This window comes from Georhizobium profundi (genome assembly GCF_003952725.1).
Taxonomy (GTDB): domain Bacteria; phylum Pseudomonadota; class Alphaproteobacteria; order Rhizobiales; family Rhizobiaceae; genus Georhizobium; species Georhizobium profundi.
Window position 1 is genome coordinate 3228455 of sequence record NZ_CP032509.1, and the last position, 21733, is coordinate 3250187.

Below are 21733 nucleotides of genomic sequence, written 5' to 3' on the forward strand. Positions count from 1 at the left end.
CCGCGCGGATTTGTTGTGCAGGACTTGCGCTTGGGTATAGTGCCGCTGGGGCCGACACATGACAGCGGCCCGATCAGGATGGGCCGAGCAGTGAAAGTCGTGTCACCGTTGCAGCGCTGGCTGTTGCTTGGGGCGTCGTTTGCCATCCTCGCCACGCTTATCGTAGCGCTTGGCTCACCTCTCGCCCAGCGCGCCTATCTGGACGAAGCCGAGACCCGGGCCCAGACCACCTTGCGGCTCGCGGTTGCGGCGCTTCGCGGTCATCTCAGACGCTATGAGGCGCTGCCGTCGGTCGTGGCTGACTATCCGATCATACAGGCGATGGTGATCGATGCCGACAATCAAGCGCTTAGCGACCGCGGCAACGCGTATCTGAAGCGTATCAACGCGCTGCTGAACTCCTCAGATATCTACGTCATGCTGCCGAACGGCGAGACGATCGCGGCGAGCAATTTCGATGGCGACGTTTCCTTCGTCGGGGAGAATTTCTCCTACCGCCCTTATTTCACCGAGGCTGTCGAGGGCCGGCAGGGTCGATTCTTCGCGCTCGGCACAACCTCGCTCAAACGGGGCTATTACTTCTCTGCCCCAATACGGATCGGGGCCGTGGTGCGCGGCGTCGTCGTCTTCAAGGTCGATGTCGACATGATCGAGGCGACCTGGGCCGGTGGCGACAGTGAGATCATCGTCACCGATCCGGAGGAGATCGTCTTCATGACGAGCCGGCCGGAATGGCTTTATTCCGCGTTGGAGCCACTGACGCCGGATCGCATCGAGCGCACGCAAATTTCGCGGCGCTATGCCGATGCGGATCTTTTCGATCTGCCGATACGCCGCGCACGCTCGGTTGAAGAACACCAGTTGATCGCGATCGGCGGATCACGCGCTTCCCAAGAATTTCTCATGCTCGGTGAGCCGATGGACGAAGCCGGCTGGACCGTGCGGGTTCTTCTCGACACGACATCAGCGCGCACCCAAGCCCTCACGCTCATCGCCGCTGCGCTGATGGTGCTGGGGCTCGCAACACTTGCGGCAGCCTTCATCCTGCAGCGCAGCGCACGGCTTGAAGAGCGCACGAGACTGCAGAGTGCCGCACGCGAACAGCTGGAGCAGAGGGTCGCCGAACGCACCGCCGATCTTGCAGCCGTCAACCGGCAGCTCGAAACGGAAGTCAGCGAGCGCCGGGCGACGGAGCAGCAATTGCGCCAGACGCAGACCGATCTCGTGCAGGCCGGCAAGCTTGCGGCTCTCGGCCAGATGTCGGCAGCCCTTTCGCACGAGTTCAACCAGCCACTTGCCGCGGTCAGGAACTATGCCGACAACGCCGCCGTGCTGATCGAGCGCGGCCGGGTCGTCGAGGCGAGCGACAACATCGCCCGGATTTCCAAGCTCACCGAGCGTATGGCTTCGATCAGCAAGCATCTACGCAATTTCGCGCGCATGCCGAACCGGCAACTGCGCGCCGTTCCGCTCGAGCAGGTGGTCGCCGACACGATGGAAGTCATCGCATGGCGGCTGAAGGCTGCAGACGCGGAGATCCACATCGACCTCGGCCCGGTACCGCCCATCGTCCGCGCCGGTCCGGTCAGGCTGCAGCAGGTGCTGGTCAACATCATCTCCAACGCGGCCGATGCCGTCGAAGGGCTGGACGACCGTCGCATAGATCTGACGGCTCGCAGCTCCGGTTCGCGGGTGCTGATCACTGTCCGCGACCGCGGTCCCGGCGTACCGGAGGGCATTGTCGGGCGCGTGTTCGACCCCTTCTTCTCGACCAAGGGCGTAGGCAAGGGCCTCGGTCTTGGGCTCTCGATTTCCTATAACATCGTCAAGGACTTCGGCGGGAACTTGAGTGTGGAGCGTCATCAGGAAGGCGGCGCGGTCTTCACCATCGCGCTCGATGCCGCCGAGCTCACTTTGAACGAGGCAGCCGAATGAAGGCGCCGCTCGTTCTTTTCATCGACGACGAGGAGGAAGTCCGGCGCTCAGCCGCCCAGTCGCTCGATCTTGCCGGCTTCCAGGTTCGCAGCCTCGGCCATGCGGAGGCGGCGCTGGAACTCGCGACGCAAGGCTTCAACGGCATCGTCATCACCGACATCCGCATGCCTGCCATGGACGGAATGACGCTGATGGGCCGCATCCACGAGATCGATCCGGATATTCCCGTCATCCTCGCGACCGGCCATGGCGACGTGCAACTTGCCGTTCGAGCTATGCGAGAAGGCGCCTATGACTTCATCGAGAAGCCGTTCACGTCCCAGCATCTCGCCGATGTGGCAGCGCGCGCGATCGACCGGCGTCGGCTTGTGCTCGAGAACCGGCTGCTGCGCGCCGTCGCCGGCAAAAGCGATGACGTGGAAGCCCGCATGCCCGGCCGAACCCAGGTGATGATCGATCTGCGCTATCGGCTGCGCGCCGTTGCCGCCACCGATGCCGACGTGCTGATCATCGGCGAGACCGGCAGCGGCAAGGAGGTGGTGGCGCGCGCACTGCATGATTTCTCGTCGCGTGCCGGCAAGCCCTTCATCGCGATCAATTGCGCCGCGCTGCCCGAAGCGCTGATCGAAAGCGAGCTCTTCGGCCACGAGGCCGGTGCGTTTCCAGGTGCCATGCGGGCGCGATACGGCAAGTTCGAGCACGCGCGTGGCGGTACCGTGCTGCTGGACGAGATCGGCTCGATGCCAATCGGCTTGCAGGCAAAACTTCTGCGCGTCATCCAGGACCGGGTGATCAGCCGGCTTGGCTCCAACGAGACACTGCCGCTCGACGTTCGCTTCGTGGCAACCAGCAAAACGGAACTCGACGAGGACGTGGCCGCCGGACGGTTCAGGGCCGACCTGCTCTACCGGCTGAATGTCGTGACGCTGCGGGTGCCATCGCTGCAAGCGCGGCGGGAGGACGTGCCCCTGCTCTTTCTCCAGCTCGTTCGCGAGGCGGCAGCACGGCATCGGCGTGAAGACATCGACGTGCCGCCATCCATCATGAGCGAGGTATCGAACAGGCTCTGGCCCGGCAATGTGCGGGAGTTGCGCAATGCGGCTGAACGCTACGTCATCGGGCTTGGCCTCGCTACGGAAGCCGAGCCAGTTGCCGTTTCCAACCGGCTGTCGGAGCGCGTTTCGGAATTCGAGCGTGGCGTGATCGCCAGCCTGCTCACTGCCCATGGCGGCACCCTCAAACCGGTCTATGAAGAACTCGGGATCTCCCGCAAAACGCTTTACGAAAAGATGCAGCGCTACGGCCTCGATCGACGCGATCACAACCAGAACTGATCCTGATGGGTCGCCGACGACCCATGGCACTGCCCCTATGTTACGATTTCCACCCATTCGGACCGCCCGCCGCTTCCAATCATGCGGGATGCCCCATTGATATGTTGCCACGGGGTTAAGAGCCGCTCTTAATGACCCACGATCTCCACTGGCGGTCTGTCAGTGGCGCTATCGTTTGGGAGGAAATCATGAAAAAACTCACGACCGCTCTTCTGGCGGCGGCTGCAATGACGTCTGTCAGTGCCGGCATCGCTTTCGCGCAGGCTGACTATCCGACCAGCCCGGTCACCATCGTCGTGCCCTTCGCGGCCGGCGGCCCCACCGACACTGTTACCCGTCTGATCGCCGAGCCCATGTCGGCTGAACTCGGTCAGCAGGTCATCGTCCAGAACGTCGCCGGAGCCGGCGGTACGCTGGCCGGCACTCAGGTGGCCAATGCGCCAGCCGATGGCTATCAGATCCTGATGCACCACATCGGCATGTCGACCGCGCCGACGCTCTACCCGGATCTCGCTTACAACCCGCTCGAAGATTTCGAGATGATCGGCCTCGTCACGAACGTCCCGATGACCGTCATCGCCCGCAAGGATTTCGAGCCCAACACGTTCGAAGAGCTCGTCACCTACGTTCAGGAAAATGCCGATAGCGTCACCTACGCCAATGCCGGCATCGGCGCTGCATCGCACCTTTGCGGCCTGCTTTTCATGAGCGCCATCGACACGCAGGTCACGACCGTTCCCTACCAGGGCACGGGTCCTGCCATGACCGATCTTCTCGGCGGCCAGGTCGACTTCATGTGCGACCAGACCACCAACACGACCGGCCAGATCACCAGCGGCGAAGTCAAGGGCTATGCCGTGACGACGCCGGATCGCCTCGATGCACTGCCGGACCTGCCGACAACAGCTGAAGCTGGCCTTGAAGAGTTCCAGGTCGGTGTCTGGCATGGCCTCTACGCTCCGGCCGGTACGCCGCCGGAAGTCATCGAGAAGCTGACTGCCGCTCTTCAGACGGCGCTTCAGGACGAGAACGTCATCACTCGCTTTGCGGAGCTCGGCACCGTGCCGGTCTCGCTGGAAGAGGCAACGCCCGAAGCACACGAAGCTTATCTCGCAGAGCAGATCGACCTTTGGGCTCCGATCATCGAAGCTGCCGGCGAAATGGCGCAGTAATCGGCCTCAAGCGGCTGACACAACTGACCCGGGGTGCGCCAAGCGCGCCCCGGACATCTTCTTGATCGAGGACCGCCGCTTTGCGCGGCTCAGGCTGCGGACATGAACTTTCCGCGCCACAGGGAGCGACGACTCTCCATGGGCAACCAGAAATCCTTCAATGACATCGCGTCCGGCCTGATCTTCATCGGGATCGGCATCGCGTTCGGTTATGCCGCCTCCGGCTACCAGATCGGGACAGCGCTTCGCATGGGACCGGGATATTTCCCGCTCGTGCTCGCCGGCCTCATGTGCATCCTCGGCATCGCCATCGTCGTCAAAGGCATGGCGCGTGACGCGCAGCCTTCCGAATTCGGCATCGTGCCATGGCGCGGGATGGTGCTGCTGCTTGGTGCCATCGCCTTCTTCGGCTTCACCATTCGCGGCCTTGGCCTGGTCCCGAGCCTCTTCGTCGCGCTCCTGATGGCGAGCCTCGCCAGCCGCCGAAACACGCTTTTGAGCGCGCTTGTTCTCGCGACGAGCATCACCGCTCTCTGCGTTGCAATCTTCATCTACGGGCTCAGCGTGCCGATCGCGCTCTTTGGCCCGTGGCTACCACTCTGAGGATCAGCCGATGGAACTTCTCGCCAATCTCGGTATCGGCTTTTCCGCTGCCCTCGACCCGACGAACCTGCTCTACTGTTTCGTCGGCGTGTTGCTCGGTACGCTCGTCGGCGTTCTGCCGGGCATCGGACCCACAGCGACGATCGCCATGCTGTTGCCCATCACCTTTTCGTTCGAGCCGGTCACGGCGCTCATCATGCTCGCCGGCATCTATTATGGTGCTCAGTATGGCGGATCGACCACGGCGATCCTGATCAACCTGCCGGGCGAATCCTCTTCCGCCGTCACCGCGATCGACGGCTACGAGATGGCCAAGCAAGGGCGAGCCGGTCCGGCGCTCGCCACCGCAGCGCTTGGCTCGTTCTTCGCAGGCACGGTGGCCACGCTGATCCTAGCGGTTGCTGCTCCACCCCTCGCCCGCGCGGCGTTGAATTTCGGGGCGCCGGAGTATTTCTCTCTGATCGTGCTCGGGCTTCTCGCCTCGATCGCTCTGGCCCATGGCTCCGTGCTCAAGGCGCTCGCGATGATCGTGCTGGGGCTGCTGCTCGGCATGGTTGGCCAGGACATTTACACCGGCACGCCGCGCTTCACCTTCGGCTTCTTCGAGCTTTATTCGGGCATCAACTTCGTCTCGGTCGCAGTCGGGGTGTTCGGCGTCGCCGAGATCCTGCGCAATCTCGAGCACGAGACCACGCGGGACGTGCTGGTGAAGAAGGTGGAGAACCTCTGGCTGACCAAAGACGATTTCAAGCGCATCATCGCGCCGGTGCTGCGTGGCACCGCGCTCGGATCGGTGCTTGGCATTCTGCCGGGCGGCGGCCACGTCTTGTCGTCCTTTGCCTCCTACTCGCTCGAAAAGCGCGTATCCAAACACCCAGAAACCTTCGGCAAAGGCGCGATCGAGGGTGTGGCGGGCCCGGAATCGGCCAATAATGCCGGCGCGCAGACCTCGTTCATCCCCATGCTGACGCTCGGCATTCCGGCGCATCCGGTCATGGCGCTGATGATCGGCGCGTTCATCATCCAGGGCATCACACCCGGTCCGAACGTGATCAACGACGAGCCGATCCTCTTCTGGGGCATCATCGTGTCGATGTGGGTCGGCAATCTGATGCTGGTTCTGCTGAACCTGCCGCTGATCGGCCTTTGGGTAAAGCTCCTGACAATCCCCTACAAGGTGCTCTTCCCGGCCATCATCGCGTTTGCCTGCATCGGCTGCTACTCGATCAACCTCAACGTCTTCGACGTCTATGCAATCGTCGTCTTCGGCTTCATCGGCTACCTGCTGGTGAAGCTGGGGTGCGAGCCTGCGCCTCTGCTTCTGGGTTTTGTCCTCGGACCGCTTCTGGAGGAGCATCTGCGTCGCGCCATGATCATCTCGCGCGGCGATCCGATGATCTTCGTCGAACGTCCGATTTCTGCCGTCCTTCTCGCCTGCGCGGTTGCCGCCGTCATCGTCGCGGTCCTGCCGTCGGTCCGCAAAAAGCGCGAAGAAGTGTTTGTCGAAGACGATTGACGGTTTTTATCGGCGCGCGCTTGTTTCAGGCGCGCGTCGGCGTATAGGTGCGGCACCATGCCGCCCGGCGGCAACCCCTACCTCCAAGGCTTCCTCATGGAAAAATCCAGTTACAGCTACTTCACCTGGGCATTCATCGTCACCGTCGTGGGTCTCGCACTTGGCGCGTGGGTGGGGTGGAACTTCACCGGGACGATCTCCGGCACGCTCTCCATCTTCTTCATCTGCGTCGTTCTGGCCGTTCTGGAAATCTCGCTGTCCTTCGACAACGCGATCGTCAACGCCAACAAGCTGAAGGAAATGACGCCCGTCTGGCAGCAGCGCTTCCTCACCTGGGGCATCCTGATCGCCGTTTTCGGCATGCGCATCGTCTTCCCGCTGCTGATCGTCGTCATCGCGGCGAATGTCGGCCCGTGGGCAGCCATCCAGCTCGCGATCGCGGAGCCAGAAGAATACTCGCGCATCATGGGCGAGGCCCATCTCTCGATCGCAGCTTTCGGCGGCACCTTCCTGATGATGGTCGCGCTCACCTACTTCTTCGATGAACACAAGGACATTCACTGGGTGCACGCAATCGAGTCGCGCGTATCCAAGTTCGCTGCGATCAAGGGTGTCGAAATCGCGTTCGTGCTGATCCTGATGCTGATCTTCGCATCCTTCCTGGACGAGACGGAGTCGGCCACGTTCATCCTTTCGGCGATCTACGGTCTCGTGACCTTCCTCGCGGTCGACGTTCTCGGCAACGTGCTGGACCAGCAGCAGGCGGCGCTGGAAGGGGCAGCCAAAGGCGGCTTCGGCGCGTTTCTCTATCTCGAAGTTCTCGATGCATCCTTTTCGTTCGATGGCGTGATCGGTGCGTTCGCCCTGACGAACAACCTCTTCATCATCGCCATCGGCCTTGGCATCGGCGCCATGTATGTGCGTTCGATGACCATCATGCTGGTGGAGAAGGGAACACTCGCTCAGTACCGGTATCTCGAGCACGGCGCTTTCTACGCGATCCTGATCCTCTCGGTGATCATGTACGCGCAGTCGCTGACGCACATTCCGGAAGTGATCACCGGCCTTGGCGGTGCGGGCCTGATCGGTCTCTCGCTGTGGTCTTCGATCCGCTACAACCGCAAGCACGGCGTGGAAGACAGCGACGTGACGCCCGCGCCTCACGCGCACTGACGCTTTCGGCGCAGCGCTTTTTGATGAGCAGATCAAAAACCTAGAGAAACTTGGAGAGAGCGGCGAAATCGACGGAGGCGACACCAAAATTGGCCGCTTCCAGTTCGCGCAGGCGTCTTTCGGTCACGGCGATCGAATGATCGAGTTGCTCGAACGTATGGTCGCTGGTGATGAAGAAGCGTAGACGCGCCTGCCCTTCCGGAACGGCAGGGTGAATGATCGGAAGCACGTTCACGCCATCGGCGATCAAATCGTTGGATAGCCGCGCGGCGCGCACGCTGTCGCCCACCATGATCGGCACGACCGAGTAGCCAACGCTGAGCCCCGTATCCAGGCCAGCCCGAGTCGCTGCTTCCACGAAGTATTGTCCGTTGCGCTTGAGCTTTTCGACACGCTCCGGCTCGTCGCACAGTGCTTCCAGGCTTGCGCTTGCTGCCGCCGCAAGCACCGGAGCCAGACCGACGCTGTAGACGAAGCCACCGGCAGACGCCTTCAGCACATCGATGAGAGCGCTCGTCCCGGCCACGTAGCCGCCGCAGGACGACGTCGTCTTGGACAGCGTTCCCATGCGAATGTCTACGTCTTCCGGCGCAATGCCGAAATGCTCCATCGTGCCGAAGCCGCGCTGGCCGAGGACGCCAAGCGAATGCGCTTCGTCGACCATCAGCCAGAAGCCGTAGTCATGCTTCAGCTTTACCAGACCCGGCAGGTCGGCGATGTCGCCGTCCATCGAATAGACGCCTTCGACGATGACCATCGTGCGGCGATATTCGCCGGCGGTCGCCATCAGAAGCTCTTCGAGGTTTTTCAGATCGTTGTGCTTGAAGAACCGCCGCGTGGCGCCCGAGAGGCGGATGCCGGAGACGGCGCTGTTGTGGATCAGCTCGTCATGGATGACGAGATCGTTCGGACCAAGCAGAGCGCTGATCACGGCAACGTTCGTGAGATAGCCGCTGACGAAGGTAACGGCCGCCTCCACGTCGTAAATGCGGGCGATCTGCTGCTCCAGCTGCGTATGGATCGGGCGCTCGCCACCGACCAGACGGCTGGCGGAAGCCGAGATCGCGTAGCGATCGATCGCGGCCTTGGCGGCTTCCATGACCTTCGGATGCCGGTTGAGCCCCAGATAATCATAGGACGCGAAATTGATCAGGTCCTGGCCGTCGATGCGCGTCGTGGCGCCGGCCGAGCCTTCATGCGCCCGGTAGAACGGATTGCCCATGCCGAGCTGCTCGCCTGCCGAGCGCTGGGCCACGACCTGCTTGTACTCCGGAAGATCCTCGAAGGCCGGCGTCGCCCGCAGGCTGCGGCTGACGGCCGCCCGCCTCGTCGATCTGTCGAAGCGGTCGGGTGCAGCCGCACTGCTGCTCTTGCGCATGTAATCGAGCACACTGGAGCGAACGGCACGACCGGTGGAGTTTCCGGTGCCGTTCGCCGACTTGGAGTCTTCACTCATTCCTAGGGCGTCCCTGCCTGACGATTCTCGATGTGCTTCTGGGCCAGCGAACCGACAAGCCCCGCACCTTCCGGTGCCGGCTGCTCCTCGGCATCATCCGCGCCAGCGGCCTTTTGCACCCGATCATAGAGTTTGACCGCGATATCGCCGACCGTCGTCGTGTCCGACACGCCGCTCAGCGGCATCTCGAAACCCGTGCGCTTCTGGAAGCCCAATCCCACCTCGATCGCCATCAGACTATCGAGACCGATTTCCTTCAAGACACGGTTGCGTGAGATGCTGTCGATCGGAATGCGCAGGATGCCCGCGATCTCGCCAGCGATCAGATCGTAAAGGATCTGCTGGGCGTCATCGGAGGACTTGCCGGCGATCATCGCCACGAGATCGATCTCGCCACCATCGGCCGCCAGCGCCGACTGATCGACGGAACGCAGCACCGTTTCGAAAAGCGGCGTTTTCGACAGGGCAAGGTTGTGCGCGGTTGCCCAGTCGATCTGCGAGATCATCACGGCAGCCGCATCGACCGTCCCCGGGTCCTGCGCGACGTAGTTGGCAACGAGTTCCAGGGCTTCGTGCGACGCAAGCGCGCTGTCACCGATGCGCTTGGCGAGCAATTCGCCGACCGCCTCGTTCTTCGACAGGAAGCCCACATCGCCGATCGCGCCGAAGCCGATCGCCAGCGCCGGCAAGCTTTCCGCGCGTCGGGCGCGAGCGAGCCCTTCGAGGAAGCCGTTGGCTGCCACGTAGTTCGCCTGGCCGGGATTGCCGATCAGCGTCGTTGCCGACGAGAAGAGGATGAAATGATCGAGATCGTCGACCCGCGTCAGCCGGTCGAGGTTGGAGGCACCCAGTGCCTTAACCTCGATCACCGGGCGGTTGCGGCTGGGCGTCAGGTTCGAAATCAACGCGTCGTCCAGAACCATGGCGGCATGGACAACCGTTTTCAAAGGTGCGTCGCGACGCAGGCGCTGCAACAGATGATCGACCTGCGCCTCATCGGTGACGTCGCATGCATGGACGCTCGCCGTGACGCCCTTTTCGGCCCAGGCGGCGATGGCCGCTTCCGTTTCCTGATCCGCACGACCGCCACGCGAGCAGAGCGCGATCTTCTTGGCGCCCATGTCGACCAGCCACGAGGCTGCCGCAAGGCCAAAGCCGCCGATGCCGCCGACGACCAGATGGATGCCGCGCGGATCGACCGACATCTTGGCACCGGATGCCCGGCGCACTTCGTCGACGCCCGATGCGGGCGGCGTGATGACGATCTTGCCGATGTGGCCGGAGCCCTGCATGAGGCGGAACGCACCGCGGATCTCATCGAAAGCGAACTGCCGGTAGGGCAGCGCGGTGAAATCGCCGCGTGCGAAGAACACTGAGAGATCTTTGAACAGCCGCCGCGTCAGCTCGGGCTTCGCCACCAGCAGCTGGTCGGCATCGATCCCGAAATAGCTGACATTGCGACGGAAAGGCCGCAGCCCGATCTTGCTGTCGGCATAGTAGTCGCGCTTGCCGAGCTCCAGGAAACGGCCGAACGGCCTCACGAGGCCAATGGAGAGTTCCATCGCGTCGCCGAAGAGCGAGTTGAGGACGACGTCGACGCCTTCACCACCGGTCGCCTCAAGCACTTCGTCGACAAAGTTCAGCGACCGGGAGTCGAATACGGCATCGACGCCCAGCATTTCCAGATATCGGCGCTTTTCGACCGTGCCGGCGGTTGCGAACACGCGCGCGCCCTGCTGTTTGGCGACCTGCAGGGCAGCAAGGCCCACGCCGCCGGCTCCGCCATGGATCAGCACGGTTTCGCCTGGCTGCAGACGGCCAAGCTCGACAAGGCTGTAATAGGCCGTCAGGAACGCCACCGGCAGCGTCGCTCCCGAGACGATGTCGATCTCGGGTGGCAGGGGTGCAACGCCGGCGGCATCGACCACCATCTGCGTCGAGAACGCAGCCGGGCCGATGGCCATCACCGCATCTCCAGGCGCGAAGCCTTCAACTTCAGCCCCTACGGCAGCAATGCGGCCGGAGCACTCCATGCCGATCGTGGCGCCGGCAAAGCCGTCTTCGAGCGCCTCTTCCGGCAAGAGACCCATGCCCCACATGACGTCTCGGAAATTGAGGCCGGTTGCGGCGACGTCGACGACGACTTCACGCGGTCCGGGGATCTTCTCGTGCGCGACCTCTTCCCAAACGATGCTGCCGAGCTGCGAAGCAACCAGCTGACGGATCGTTGCACCAGCGAAAGAGCGGGTGCGGGAGACGTCGGACGTCACCGGGCCCTGTACGGCGCGCAGGCGGCTGAAGGCACCCGTGGTCGCGTCCAGAACAAACTCGCGATCCTGGCCTTTGCCATCAAGCTTCGATGTGATCGACTCTGCCAGCGCGTCGTCGATTTTGGCGCCGTCGGTATCGAAACTGGTCACGTCGATGAAGCTGTATTCGTTCTTCAGAACGCGCAGGAAGGTCCAGATGCCGCTATTGGATGCGGAGAACGCATCCTGGCCAGACTTACCACCGGGCGCACCGCCCGGCATGACGACAGCGAGACGCGGCGCGGGCGTGATCCCCTCGCCGCCCAGCCGTGCAAAAGCTTCGGCCACAGCGCTCAGATAAGTGGTGTGACGAAGAAGCGTCTCGGATCCCGCCTCGGTGATTTCTTTCGAGCAGAGATAGAGAAGCGCTCTGCCCTGTTCGACGGCAGCGGTCACGGCTTGATCAACCAGCGCGATGTCATCGTCCAGCTCGCCCGTCAGCACATGGAGCGAGCCCGAGCCGAAAGACCGCGCTGCCTCTTTTGCTTCTGCGCCCGCCACGATGATCGGGGCGCCTGCATCAGCAGCCGGTACCGAGGCCATGGCGTCTGCGGCATCGGAGACTTGACCCTGAACCGCCAGAACGGGCCCTGAACCAGGCTGCAGCGTTTCGACTTGCGCACTGGGCAGGCCCGCAAGCTTGAACAGCCGCTGCCAGTCTTCGCTTCCACCGTAGCGGCCGACCGGGAACAGCGGGTCCTGGCTGCCGGCGAACCAATCGTCGCTCAGACCGAAGACGAAATCGACCAGCGCGTGCGGTGCGTCGCTCATGAACAGCAGACGCGCGTCTTGGCGCAGCGCGGATTTCAGCCGCTGTCGGTACTCGGCGCTGTTCTCCAGCAGGCCGTACAGCGCGTTCGACGCGCTGACCACGATGTCGAAGCCGGCATCGGACGCGAGCGCCTGCGGCTCGATCACGTCGACGCGCGGCTCCTTCTCGAACTCGATTTCCAGGCGGCGACGGGCGCCATCGCGGCCTTCGGCTACCACCAGGCTGCCACCATGGCGACGAACGAGATCGGCCATGCGGCGGCTAAGCGCGGTGGAAACACTTTCCAGTTCCAGCACGCACAACTGACCGGAGGGACGCGTCGTTGCGGCTTCCAGCGATGCCGCCAGGGCGTCGATCAATGCAGCTGAGCGGAACTGGGCGCCGCCACCATGCATGTCGTAGTGCGACCGGGTGGCTTCTGCGATGAAGCTGCCATTGAGTTCGGCGATGTCGGCGCCGGCAGCGAGGCTGTCCAGCCGGTAGATGGTTTCGCGATAGGCGTCGTTGACCAGAACGGCTTCGACCGCGCGGGCCGGATCGCCTCTGACGACATCGGCCAGGATCTGGTCGAGTGGCGGCAATTCGCAATCGGGCTCGATCACCCAGCCGCGCTCGGAATTGCGGGCGAGATCGGCCTGCTCGAGAATGAACAGGCAATAGGCCAGATGGCTGCGCAGCCCGGCGTTTTCGGGCAGGCTATGCGGCATGACCAGATGGCGCGGATCGGCAAGCCGAACGGCAATATCATGACACGCGCGATAGATCGCAGCCTTCAGCATGATGGTCGTGTCGTTCTCGCCGATCGTGACGGCTGCCGGTGCGAGCGTGCCGACACGATCGTTGGCGAGTGGACCCGCAACGATGGCGGGCAGCGCCTGGTAGTGGAACGAGGTGTCGTAAAGGGTGCGATGCTGGCGCAGATAGGTGCGGCGGAACCGGCAGTCGGATGCATCCGCGATGGCGTTGCCGGCTTTATCGAAGAATGTGAAGGAGGCGCGGATCGAGTGTTCCGATACACGGTCGATGTCGATGCGCGCCCCAGCCAGCTCGGCATCGGGCTTCAGCAGACGGATACGGCCGAAACGGACCGGGATGTAGGGTGCGCCGCCGAGAGCGCCGGTATATTCGCCGAACAGCGCCACGAGACCGTGGAAAGCCGCATCGACGGAAACCGGGTTAAGCCCGTAGCTGACATAGCGATGGGCAGGCTTCGCCGCAGCCACCAGGGTCGCAACGATGACGTTGCCCTCGAAGAGCTCGGCTCGCTTCATGAGCTGGAAGCTCGGACCGTAATCGAGGCCAAAGCGTTTTGCGGTCTTGTAGGCGTCAGCCGCCGTAAAGGTGCGCAGCGGACTGCCTTTTGGCCTTTGCGTTGCCGTCTTGATCGCACCGTCGCGCAGCGCCCGGCCGCGGGCGACCGCATGCAGCGTCCAGTCGTCATCGCTCAGACGTTCGCGCGAGCGTATTTCGATATCACCGGTTTCCGGCGAGATCACGGTGGAAAGCTCGGTCAGCGTCGTCGCCTGCAGTTCCAGCGGCCGCATGATTTCGAGATTGGTGACCTCGACCGTATCGGTCGCATGGTACTGGCGCAGTGCGCTCAGCGCGATCTCGATAAAGCCGCTACCCGGCAGGATAGGCTTGCCGTCGACCACGTGCTCGGCAAGGTCGGGGAAGAGATGCCGGTCGACATGGTTCTTCCAATGGCCGCTCAGCGGATCGACGCGCCAGCCGGCAAGCGTGTAGGGCTCGTCGACATCGCGGCCGTAAAGGGCAACCGCATCGCTTGTCCGGGCAGGTTTGACGATCGCCTTCTCGAACGGCAAGGACGGCAGTCGCACGAATGCGTTGCGCTCGCCAAGACATGCTTTCGCGTCGAAGGCAGCGCCATGGGCGATGGCGCGCGACAGCGAGCGTCCGACCGGATCGCCATTCTGGCCGATCGGCTCCTTGGCGAGCGTCGCGATGGCAACACCGGGGATGCCGCGCGCCTTGACGGCATCGCGCAGATAGGCCGCAAGAACCGGGCGCGGGCCGATCTCGATGAAGACCGTGCAACCCTGCTCGATGGCGGCTTCCACGCCCGACTGGAACAGCACCGGCTCGCGCACATTGCGCCACCAATAGGAGCTGTCGAGCGCCTTGCCATCGAGCTTGGCGCCGGTGACGGTCGAGATGAAATCCACCTCCGTCGGCCGAAGCGAAATCTGCGTCAGATCGGCGAGGAACGCCTCCTGCGCCATGTCGATCATTGGGTGGTGGAAGGGATAATTGATGTCGAGAACCGATGCCGGGATCTTGCGCGCACGCGCAGCGTCGCGGAACGCTTCGATCTCGTCTGCCGGGCCGGTCATGGTGACCGAGTTCTGGGCATTGAAAGCACCGACGCACAGGGCATCCAGGCCTTCGGCCTTAGCAAGATCCATCGCGTCATTCGCCGACAGCATGACGGCCGCCATCTTCCCGAAACCGGCAAGGCGATCCTGATGAAACGAGCGCTTGGCGACGATCGAAACGGCATCGACGAGCTGAATGGCGCCGGAGGCATAGGCAGCCGCAACTTCGCCGACCGAGTGGCCAAGAACTGCGGACGGCTTGACGCCAAGCTTGACCAGCGTATCGGCAAGCGCCGCCTGAACGGCAAACAGCAGGGGCTGTGCAATCTTGGTATCAGCAAGCCTTGCGCCAAGATCTTCGGCGAAGAGCAGGTCTGAGAGAACAACATCGGCATGCAACTGGAAAAGCGCGCTGATTGCCGTGAAGCGTTGCCGGAAATGGATGTTCTGCTTGAAGGCGTCGATCCCCATGCCGGCCCATTGCGAGCCGTTGCCGGAGAACACGAATGCGACCTTGCCCTCGGCCAGCGGCGCATCCGCCACTTCGGCGGCACCAGGCCGATCGTTCAGATATTCGTCGATGGCATGGACGATGGCGTCGGGCTCGCTCGTGTTGACGACGAAACGGCTCTTCAGCATCGTGCGGTTCGCGCCGGCGGCAGCGGCGACGTTCTGCCGCTGCGTCTTGCTGCCCTTGGACAGCATGTCCCGGTAGGAGCTCAGGAGGTTGTCGAGGCTGGATGTCGTCTGTGCAGATGCCACGAAGACGCCCCTGCCCGGTACAGCGTCCGGCCGCGGCTGGTCGTTCGCCGGATCGGAGATGACGATGTGGGCATTGGCGCCACCAAACCCGAAAGAATTGACCCCGGCGTAACGCCGACGTGTGCTTTTCAAAAGCTCGATCGGTTCGGACGCGACGCGGACATTCAACGCATCGAAATCGATATTTTCATTCGGCACTTCGAAATGCAGTGATGCCGGCACGTAGTTGTGCTCGAGCGCGAGCACCGCCTTCATGAGGCCGAGCACACCCGATGCCGGCTCCGTATGGCCGATATTCGACTTGATCGAACCGACGGGAAGCGGAGCACTGCGCTTCTGGCCGATTTCCGTGCCGATGGACCACAGCTCAGCCGGATCGCCGACCTTGGTGCCGGTCCCGTGCCCCTCGACGAAGGCCAGCTGGCCGACATCGACGCCGTTCTCGCCATAGATCGAGCGCAGCAGCGCCGCCTGCGAGTTACGCGACGGCAGAGAGATGCCGTTGGTGCGACCGGCGGAATTCGTAGCGGATGCAACGATCGTCGCGTAGCTGCGGTCACGCTCCTTGATCGCCCGATCGGTGCGACGCAGCACGAAGACCGCTCCACCCTCGGAGCGAACATAACCGATACCGCGGTCGTCATAGGCGCGGCACAGCCCATCGGGCGAGAGCATGCGCGCCTGGGCAAAGCCGACGAAGGGCAAAGGATGGGCAAGAATGCTGACGCCGCCAACGATGGCGGTATCGATCACACCGGCTTCCAGCGACTTCACCGCCTGATCGAGCGCAATCAGAGAGGACGAGCAAGCGGTATCAACGGTGAGGCTCGGCCCGCGCAGGCCGAAGATATGAGAGACGCGGTTAGAGACGACCGAGAGCGTGTTGCCGCTCATGAAATACGGACCGCCGGCGGCCGGATCTTCGGACAGAAGATTGGCGTGGTCGAGGCTGGATGCCCCTACATAGACGCCGATGTTCTCTCCGCGGATCGATGCGTGGTCGATGCTCGCATCTTCCAGAGCGCGCCATGCCAGTTCCAGAACAAGCCGCTGCTGCGGGTCGAGATGCATTGCCTCGCGCTGCGACATGCCGAAGACGTTGGCGTCGAACGCATAGAGGTCGCCGATCACGCCGGCCGCAAAAGTATAGGTCTTTCCAGCAGTTCCGATCTGCGGATGCCAGTAGCGAGCATGATCCCAACGGTCGTGCGGAATCTCCGTCACCGTGCAGCGCCGGTTCTTCAGAAGATCGAACAGCTCTTCCGGGTTGCCCGCTCCAGGAACGACACAAGCGCGGCCAATTATTTCTACTGTCATGTACCCGCACGCAGCATTGTGGAAGATAAGACTCCGTCAATGCCGTGAAGTCCCGGCCAATGCAACCCTTGCAGCCGGCTCCGTCCACCACTGTGGCCGCTTGGCGCAGGAGGCGCCTGGGACAATTGAGAATGTGAGCACAGTTCGAAAATGGCGCGATTGCGGCGAAAGGATGCGACAAAATCCAGCATTCTGGTCATCCGCAGGTATCTCACCAGCCCGGTTGCATTGAGTATGCTCCGCGGAGGCACGCGTGTGGCGGGTAGGAGCCTCATGCCGCTCAACGGCCAGAGCGAACACGTCAGGTACACGTCATGCGTGTAGTGTCATATTTCTTAATTTTTGGCGGTCGTTCCACGGGCTGCGACATCACGCAACATGTGATGCATTCTTATGTATTGATCGGCTTCACTGCGGCCGAGCCGAGGTTTTACAGTCAGCATTGGCTAACGATTCCGGTTGACTTTGCCGTGCCAGGCCGTTTTTTCGCGACATCCGATAGCGGATCGCTTTACTGGAGTGCGTTAGCGCTTCGTAGGACCTTGAACGCCACACATCTCCAAGGATCGGACGGCTTCATGAAAGGCATCATCTTAGCAGGCGGCAGCGGGACGCGGCTGTATCCGGTGACGAGCGCGGTCTCCAAGCAGCTGCTGCCGGTCTATGACAAGCCGATGATCTATTATCCCATCTCGACGCTGATGCATGCGGGGATCCGGGATATCCTGATTATCTCGACACCGGAGGACACGCCGCGATTCGAGCAGATGTTGGGCGATGGCTCTCGCTGGGGGATCAGCTTTTCCTATGCGGTACAGCCTTCGCCCGATGGCCTGGCGCAGGCGTTCCTGATCGGGGCGGAGTTCCTCGATGGCAGCCCTTGTGCGCTGGTGCTCGGCGACAACATCTTCCATGGCGAGGATTTGCGCAGGCTGCTCGACAATGCGGCGTCGCGAGAGGCCGGAGCCAGCGTCTTTGCCTATCACGTTCAGGACCCGGAGCGGTACGGCGTCGTCGAGTTCGACCAGGACGGCAAGGTGCTGAGCCTGGAGGAGAAGCCGAAGCAGCCGAAGTCGAATTACGCTGTCACCGGGCTCTATTTTTACGATTCCACGGTTGTGGAAAAGGCAAAGCAACTGACACCGTCGCATCGCGGCGAGCTGGAGATCACCGATCTGAACCGGCTCTATCTCGACGAGGGCCTGCTCAACGTCGAGATCATGGGACGTGGCTATGCCTGGCTCGACACCGGCACCCATGACAGCCTGCTCGATGCCGGCAACTTCATCGCCACGCTGGAGCATCGCCAGGGCCTGAAGATCGCCTGCCCCGAGGAGATCGCCTACCGCTCCGGCTGGATCGATGCGGATGAACTGAAGGCGCTTGCTGCCCCCTTGGCCAAGAACAATTACGGCCGCTACCTCATCCAGCTCCTCAGCGATCGGGTGCTTGCATGAAGTTCGAGGAACTTGCGCTTTCCGGCGTCTTCCTGATCGAGCCGAAGGTGTTCGGCGACGAACGCGGCTTCTTCATGGAAAGCTTCAACGCGGCCAGGTTCCGCGAGGGCACCGGTGCCGACGTCGCTTTCGTCCAGGACAACCATTCCCGTTCGTCCCGTGGCGTCTTGCGCGGCCTGCACTACCAGCTGCCACCGCATGCGCAGGGCAAGCTCGTGCGCGTCGTCTCGGGCGAGGTCTATGACGTCGCCGTCGATATCCGCCGCTCCTCTCCGACCTTCGGCCAGCATGTGGGCGCGGTGTTGTCGGCCGAGAACAAGCGGCAGCTGTGGATCCCGGCCGGTTTTGCCCATGGTTTCGTCACACTTTCCGACCATGCCGAGTTTCTCTACAAGACGACCGACACCTATGCGCCGGAATGCGAGGGTGCGATTGCCTGGAACGATCCGGAGCTTGGCATCGACTGGCACATCGAAGCGGATGTCATCCAAGTGTCGGAGAAGGATGGCAAGGCTCCGCCTCTGAAGGATGCGAAGCACTTCGACTGATTGACGGCAGGCGGCCCTTCTTCATCGGTTGGGTCGAGAGACGACAGGACAGCTTTTTCCATGACCATTCTCGTCACCGGCGGTGCCGGTTTCATCGGCAGCAATTTCGTCCTCGACTGGCTGAAGACCAGCGACGAGCCCGTCATCAATCTCGACAAGCTCACCTATGCCGGCAACATGGACAATCTGGCGTCGCTCAAGGGCAACCCGGCCCACCGCTTCGTCCAGGCCGATATCTGCGACGCCGATGCGCTGAAGAGTATCTTCGCCTCCGACGATATCCGCGCCGTCGTCCATTTTGCCGCCGAGAGCCATGTGGATCGCTCGATCCATGGCCCGGAAGCCTTTCTCGACACCAACGTCACCGGCACCTTCCGCCTGCTCGAAGCCGCCCGCCATGCCTGGGGACCGAACGCTGCCTCAGACGGCCGCCGCTTCATCCATGTCTCGACCGACGAGGTCTACGGCTCGCTCGACCCCGATGCGCCGGCGTTTTCCGAGACCAACACCTACGAGCCGAACAGCCCCTATTCGGCCTCCAAGGCGGCGGCGGATCATTTTGCCCGCGCCTATCACCACACCTATGGGCTGCCGGTGATCATCACCAACTGCTCCAACAATTACGGCCCCTATCACTTCCCCGAGAAGCTGATCCCGCTCGTCATCCACCGGGCACTCAAGGGCGAGCCCCTGCCCGTCTATGGCGACGGCACGCAGATCCGCGACTGGCTCTATGTCGGCGACCACTGCTCGGCGATCCGCCGGGTGCTCGAAGCCGGTCGGCTCGGCGAGAAATACAATATCGGCGGCTTCAACGAGAAGACCAACATCGAGGTGGTGCGCGCCATCTGCGCGCTTCTCGATGAGCGCCGCCCACGCTCAGACGGCCAGAATTACGCCAGCCAGATCACCCATGTCCGCGACCGGCCAGGCCACGACAAGCGCTACGCCATCGACGCCGCCAAGATCGCCACCGAACTGAACTGGCAGCCCGCCGAGACCTTCGACACCGGCATCGCCCGCACAATCGACTGGTACCTTGCCAACCAAGGCTGGGTCGACCGCATCACATCAGGCGCCTACAAGAATTGGATGGAGAAGCAATACACATGAGTGTGGTGCTGATTGGGGGAAATGGGCAGGTCGGCTACGAACTGAGGCGCGCGCTCGCGCCGTTTGGGCTCTCTGCCGTGCTCGATCGCAGCCGGCTCGATCTCAACGATCCCGATGCGGTGCGACCTGCCATCGAGGCGCTGGACGAACGACCCAAGGTCATTGTCAACGCCACCGCCTATACCGCAGTCGACAAGGCTGAGGACGATCAGGCTTCGGCAGATCGGGTCAATCATCTCAGCGTCGCCACGCTTGCGGAGACAGCCAGAGACCTGGGCGCCTGCCTGGTCCATTATTCGACCGACTACGTTTTCGACGGATCGAAGGACGGTCTTTATGGCGAGGATGATCCGACCGGGCCACTCGGTGTCTATGGCCAAACGAAGCTTGCCGGTGAGCAGGCCATTGTCCGATCGGGAGCTGCTCACCTGATCTTTCGGACATCCTGGGTCTATGCCCGACGGGGCAAGAATTTTGCCGCCACGATGCTGAGGCTGGCCGCCGATCGCGAGGAACTCTCTGTTGTCGCCGATCAGGTTGGTGCTCCAACTTCGGCCGAACTGATTGCCGACGTGACGGCGATCGCGCTCGGTTCGACAAGCCTCGATCCGGATCGGCTGCGCACCATCTCGGGCATCTACCATCTGGTGGCCGCGGGAGAGACGAGCTGGCATGGGTTTGCGCGCCACGTGATCGAACGCGCCAGCGCCAATGGCCGCCCTCTCAAGGCAAGCCCCGACCGGATCAAGCCGATCGCCACGGCAGATTACCCGACCCCGGCCAAGCGTCCTGCCAATTCGCGACTGAACATTGGCAAGATCGAGCGCACCTTCGGCCTGCAGATGCCGCGCTGGACCACCCATGTGGATCGGACGGTGGATCAATGGTGCGAGGCTTGAGGCGTCGCGCCTTTGTCGTTCTCGGCATGCACCGTTCCGGCACGAGCGCGCTCACGCGCGTGCTCGCCCTGCTTGGCGCAGAACTTCCCCGCACGCTGATTGGTGCGGGTGCGGGAAATCCGCTTGGGCATTGGGAGTCGCAGCCGATCTGCGATCTCAACGACCGCATTCTGAAGGCCGCCGGCAGCACGTGGTATGATTGGCGCGCCATAGACGAGAGCTTCTTGTCCTCTTCCGAGCTGACCGCTTTTGAGCCCGAGGCCCGCGCGATCCTTGCCGAGGAATTCGGCGATGCCAGGACCATCGTCCTCAAGGATCCGCGTATCTGCCGCCTCTATCCATTCTGGCGACAAGTGCTCGATTCGCTTGATATCCAGCCGATGCCGATCCTGCCGCTGCGGCATCCCGCCGAAGTTGCCGCTTCTCTCGAAGCGCGCGACGGGATGCATCCGGCGCTTGGGCAGATCATCTGGCTTCGCCATGTATTGGATGCCGAGCGATTTACGCGGCATTCCCCTCGGGTCGTGACAACATTCGACAGTCTGCTGGGTGCTTGGGAAGGCGTTGCGCATCGGATTGCCGAGTGTTTCGAGGTCAGCATGGATGGGTCTGCTACCGCCGACAGCATTGGCTCATTCCTATCCGCTGATCAGCGCCATCACGCTGAGAGCGCGGCGACATCGGTGCTGCCCGAATGGGTCGACGCGAGCTATCAAGGGCTTCTGGCATTGGAGAAGGGCGTCGAGAAAGCAGACATCCTCGGGACGCTCACCGATATCGAAGCCAAGCTCCGCGCTTCAGAAGGTTGCTTCGCACCCATCACCACCGCTGCCATCGCCGTTGGGCTGCAAGCCAGACGCATCGCAGCGAGGTTACAGGAGGCGGAAGCAGAACTCGCGCGGCTTCGCACCGAATCAGGAGGCTTATCCACGAGCCATTCGACCAGCGGTTCACCCTGAAGCAGTTTCGATGTCTCCGCCGAGCGAGCCGCAACACGGAGCGTTGATCCCGCAATGCCTGCTTTTCAGCGT

Annotated in this window: 13 protein-coding genes; 11 read left to right on the forward strand and 2 right to left on the reverse strand. The window is 62.6% G+C overall.

Annotated features, from left to right (window positions below):
• The first annotated feature begins 90 nt into the window (after nucleotides 1-90).
• From D5400_RS15570 to D5400_RS15595, 6 genes are all read left to right on the forward strand, one after another.
• Nucleotides 91-1935 (forward strand): ATP-binding protein, encoded by a 1845-nt coding sequence (locus tag D5400_RS15570; protein WP_425364888.1) that lies wholly within the window; start codon nucleotides 91-93, stop codon nucleotides 1933-1935.
• Nucleotides 1932-3269: a sigma-54-dependent transcriptional regulator gene (locus tag D5400_RS15575; protein WP_126010846.1), complete on the forward strand. Its 1338-nt coding sequence runs from the start codon at nucleotides 1932-1934 to the stop codon at nucleotides 3267-3269. Before D5400_RS15570 ends, D5400_RS15575 begins: the two co-directional genes overlap by 4 nt.
• Before the next feature lie 188 nt (nucleotides 3270-3457).
• Nucleotides 3458-4441: a tripartite tricarboxylate transporter substrate-binding protein gene (locus tag D5400_RS15580; RefSeq protein ID WP_126010847.1), complete on the forward strand. Its 984-nt coding sequence runs from the start codon at nucleotides 3458-3460 to the stop codon at nucleotides 4439-4441.
• 102 nt (nucleotides 4442-4543) lie between these two features.
• On the forward strand, nucleotides 4544-5044 hold the full coding sequence (locus D5400_RS15585) for a tripartite tricarboxylate transporter TctB family protein (protein WP_245451314.1): 501 nt from the start codon (nucleotides 4544-4546) through the stop codon (nucleotides 5042-5044).
• Nucleotides 5045-5054: 10 nt separating this feature from the next.
• Complete coding sequence (locus D5400_RS15590; protein ID WP_126010848.1) at nucleotides 5055-6560, forward strand: tripartite tricarboxylate transporter permease; 1506 nt, start codon at nucleotides 5055-5057, stop codon at nucleotides 6558-6560.
• 57 nt (nucleotides 6561-6617) lie between these two features.
• On the forward strand, nucleotides 6618-7733 hold the full coding sequence (locus tag D5400_RS15595) for a DUF475 domain-containing protein (RefSeq protein ID WP_245451315.1): 1116 nt from the start codon (nucleotides 6618-6620) through the stop codon (nucleotides 7731-7733).
• Nucleotides 7734-7773: 40 nt separating this feature from the next.
• On the opposite strand, the gene D5400_RS15600 is transcribed toward D5400_RS15595, so the two are convergent.
• Together D5400_RS15600 and D5400_RS15605 are read right to left on the reverse strand one after the other, a co-directional pair.
• Nucleotides 7774-9189: an aminotransferase class I/II-fold pyridoxal phosphate-dependent enzyme gene (locus tag D5400_RS15600; protein ID WP_126010849.1), complete on the reverse strand. Its 1416-nt coding sequence runs from the start codon at nucleotides 9187-9189 to the stop codon at nucleotides 7774-7776.
• Nucleotides 9190-9191: 2 nt separating this feature from the next.
• Nucleotides 9192-16685, reverse strand: a complete 7494-nt coding sequence (locus D5400_RS15605) for a type I polyketide synthase (protein WP_126010850.1) — start codon at nucleotides 16683-16685, stop codon at nucleotides 9192-9194.
• Nucleotides 16686-17263: 578 nt separating this feature from the next.
• Here D5400_RS15605 and rfbA point away from each other — a divergent pair.
• The 5 genes from rfbA to D5400_RS15630 are packed head-to-tail and all read left to right on the forward strand — an operon-like array spanning nucleotide 17264 to nucleotide 21661.
• On the forward strand, nucleotides 17264-18142 hold the full coding sequence (rfbA, locus tag D5400_RS15610) for a glucose-1-phosphate thymidylyltransferase RfbA (protein WP_126013411.1): 879 nt from the start codon (nucleotides 17264-17266) through the stop codon (nucleotides 18140-18142).
• The gene (gene rfbC, locus D5400_RS15615; RefSeq protein ID WP_126010851.1) at nucleotides 18139-18690 is read left to right on the forward strand and encodes a dTDP-4-dehydrorhamnose 3,5-epimerase; all 552 of its coding nucleotides are present in this window, start codon (nucleotides 18139-18141) and stop codon (nucleotides 18688-18690) included. The genes rfbA and rfbC overlap by 4 nt, the downstream gene beginning before the upstream one ends.
• 60 nt (nucleotides 18691-18750) lie before the next feature.
• Entirely contained in the window at nucleotides 18751-19803 is a 1053-nt protein-coding gene (gene rfbB, locus D5400_RS15620) for a dTDP-glucose 4,6-dehydratase (protein WP_126010852.1), read from the forward strand.
• Nucleotides 19800-20702 (forward strand): dTDP-4-dehydrorhamnose reductase, encoded by a 903-nt coding sequence (gene rfbD / locus D5400_RS15625; RefSeq protein ID WP_126010853.1) that lies wholly within the window; start codon nucleotides 19800-19802, stop codon nucleotides 20700-20702. The genes rfbB and rfbD overlap by 4 nt, the downstream gene beginning before the upstream one ends.
• A 59-nt stretch (nucleotides 20703-20761) precedes the next feature.
• On the forward strand, nucleotides 20762-21661 hold the full coding sequence (locus D5400_RS15630) for a sulfotransferase family protein (protein WP_126010854.1): 900 nt from the start codon (nucleotides 20762-20764) through the stop codon (nucleotides 21659-21661).
• The last annotated feature ends 72 nt before the right edge of the window (nucleotides 21662-21733 follow it).

Bases quoted from the DNA above. Each gene is read 5' to 3' on its own strand.
- D5400_RS15575 (WP_126010846.1), top strand. From the start codon at position 1,932: ATGAAGGCGCCGCTCGTTCTTTTCATCGACGACGAGGAGGAAGTCCGG.
- D5400_RS15580 (WP_126010847.1), top strand. From the start codon at position 3,458: ATGAAAAAACTCACGACCGCTCTTCTGGCGGCGGCTGCAATGACGTCT.
- D5400_RS15585 (WP_245451314.1), top strand. From the start codon at position 4,544: ATGAACTTTCCGCGCCACAGGGAGCGACGACTCTCCATGGGCAACCAG.
- D5400_RS15590 (WP_126010848.1), top strand. From the start codon at position 5,055: ATGGAACTTCTCGCCAATCTCGGTATCGGCTTTTCCGCTGCCCTCGAC.
- D5400_RS15595 (WP_245451315.1), top strand. From the start codon at position 6,618: ATGCCGCCCGGCGGCAACCCCTACCTCCAAGGCTTCCTCATGGAAAAA.
- D5400_RS15600 (WP_126010849.1), bottom strand. From the start codon at position 9,189: ATGAGTGAAGACTCCAAGTCGGCGAACGGCACCGGAAACTCCACCGGT.
- D5400_RS15605 (WP_126010850.1), bottom strand. From the start codon at position 16,685: ATGACAGTAGAAATAATTGGCCGCGCTTGTGTCGTTCCTGGAGCGGGC.
- rfbA (WP_126013411.1), top strand. From the start codon at position 17,264: ATGAAAGGCATCATCTTAGCAGGCGGCAGCGGGACGCGGCTGTATCCG.
- rfbC (WP_126010851.1), top strand. From the start codon at position 18,139: ATGAAGTTCGAGGAACTTGCGCTTTCCGGCGTCTTCCTGATCGAGCCG.
- rfbB (WP_126010852.1), top strand. From the start codon at position 18,751: ATGACCATTCTCGTCACCGGCGGTGCCGGTTTCATCGGCAGCAATTTC.
- rfbD (WP_126010853.1), top strand. From the start codon at position 19,800: ATGAGTGTGGTGCTGATTGGGGGAAATGGGCAGGTCGGCTACGAACTG.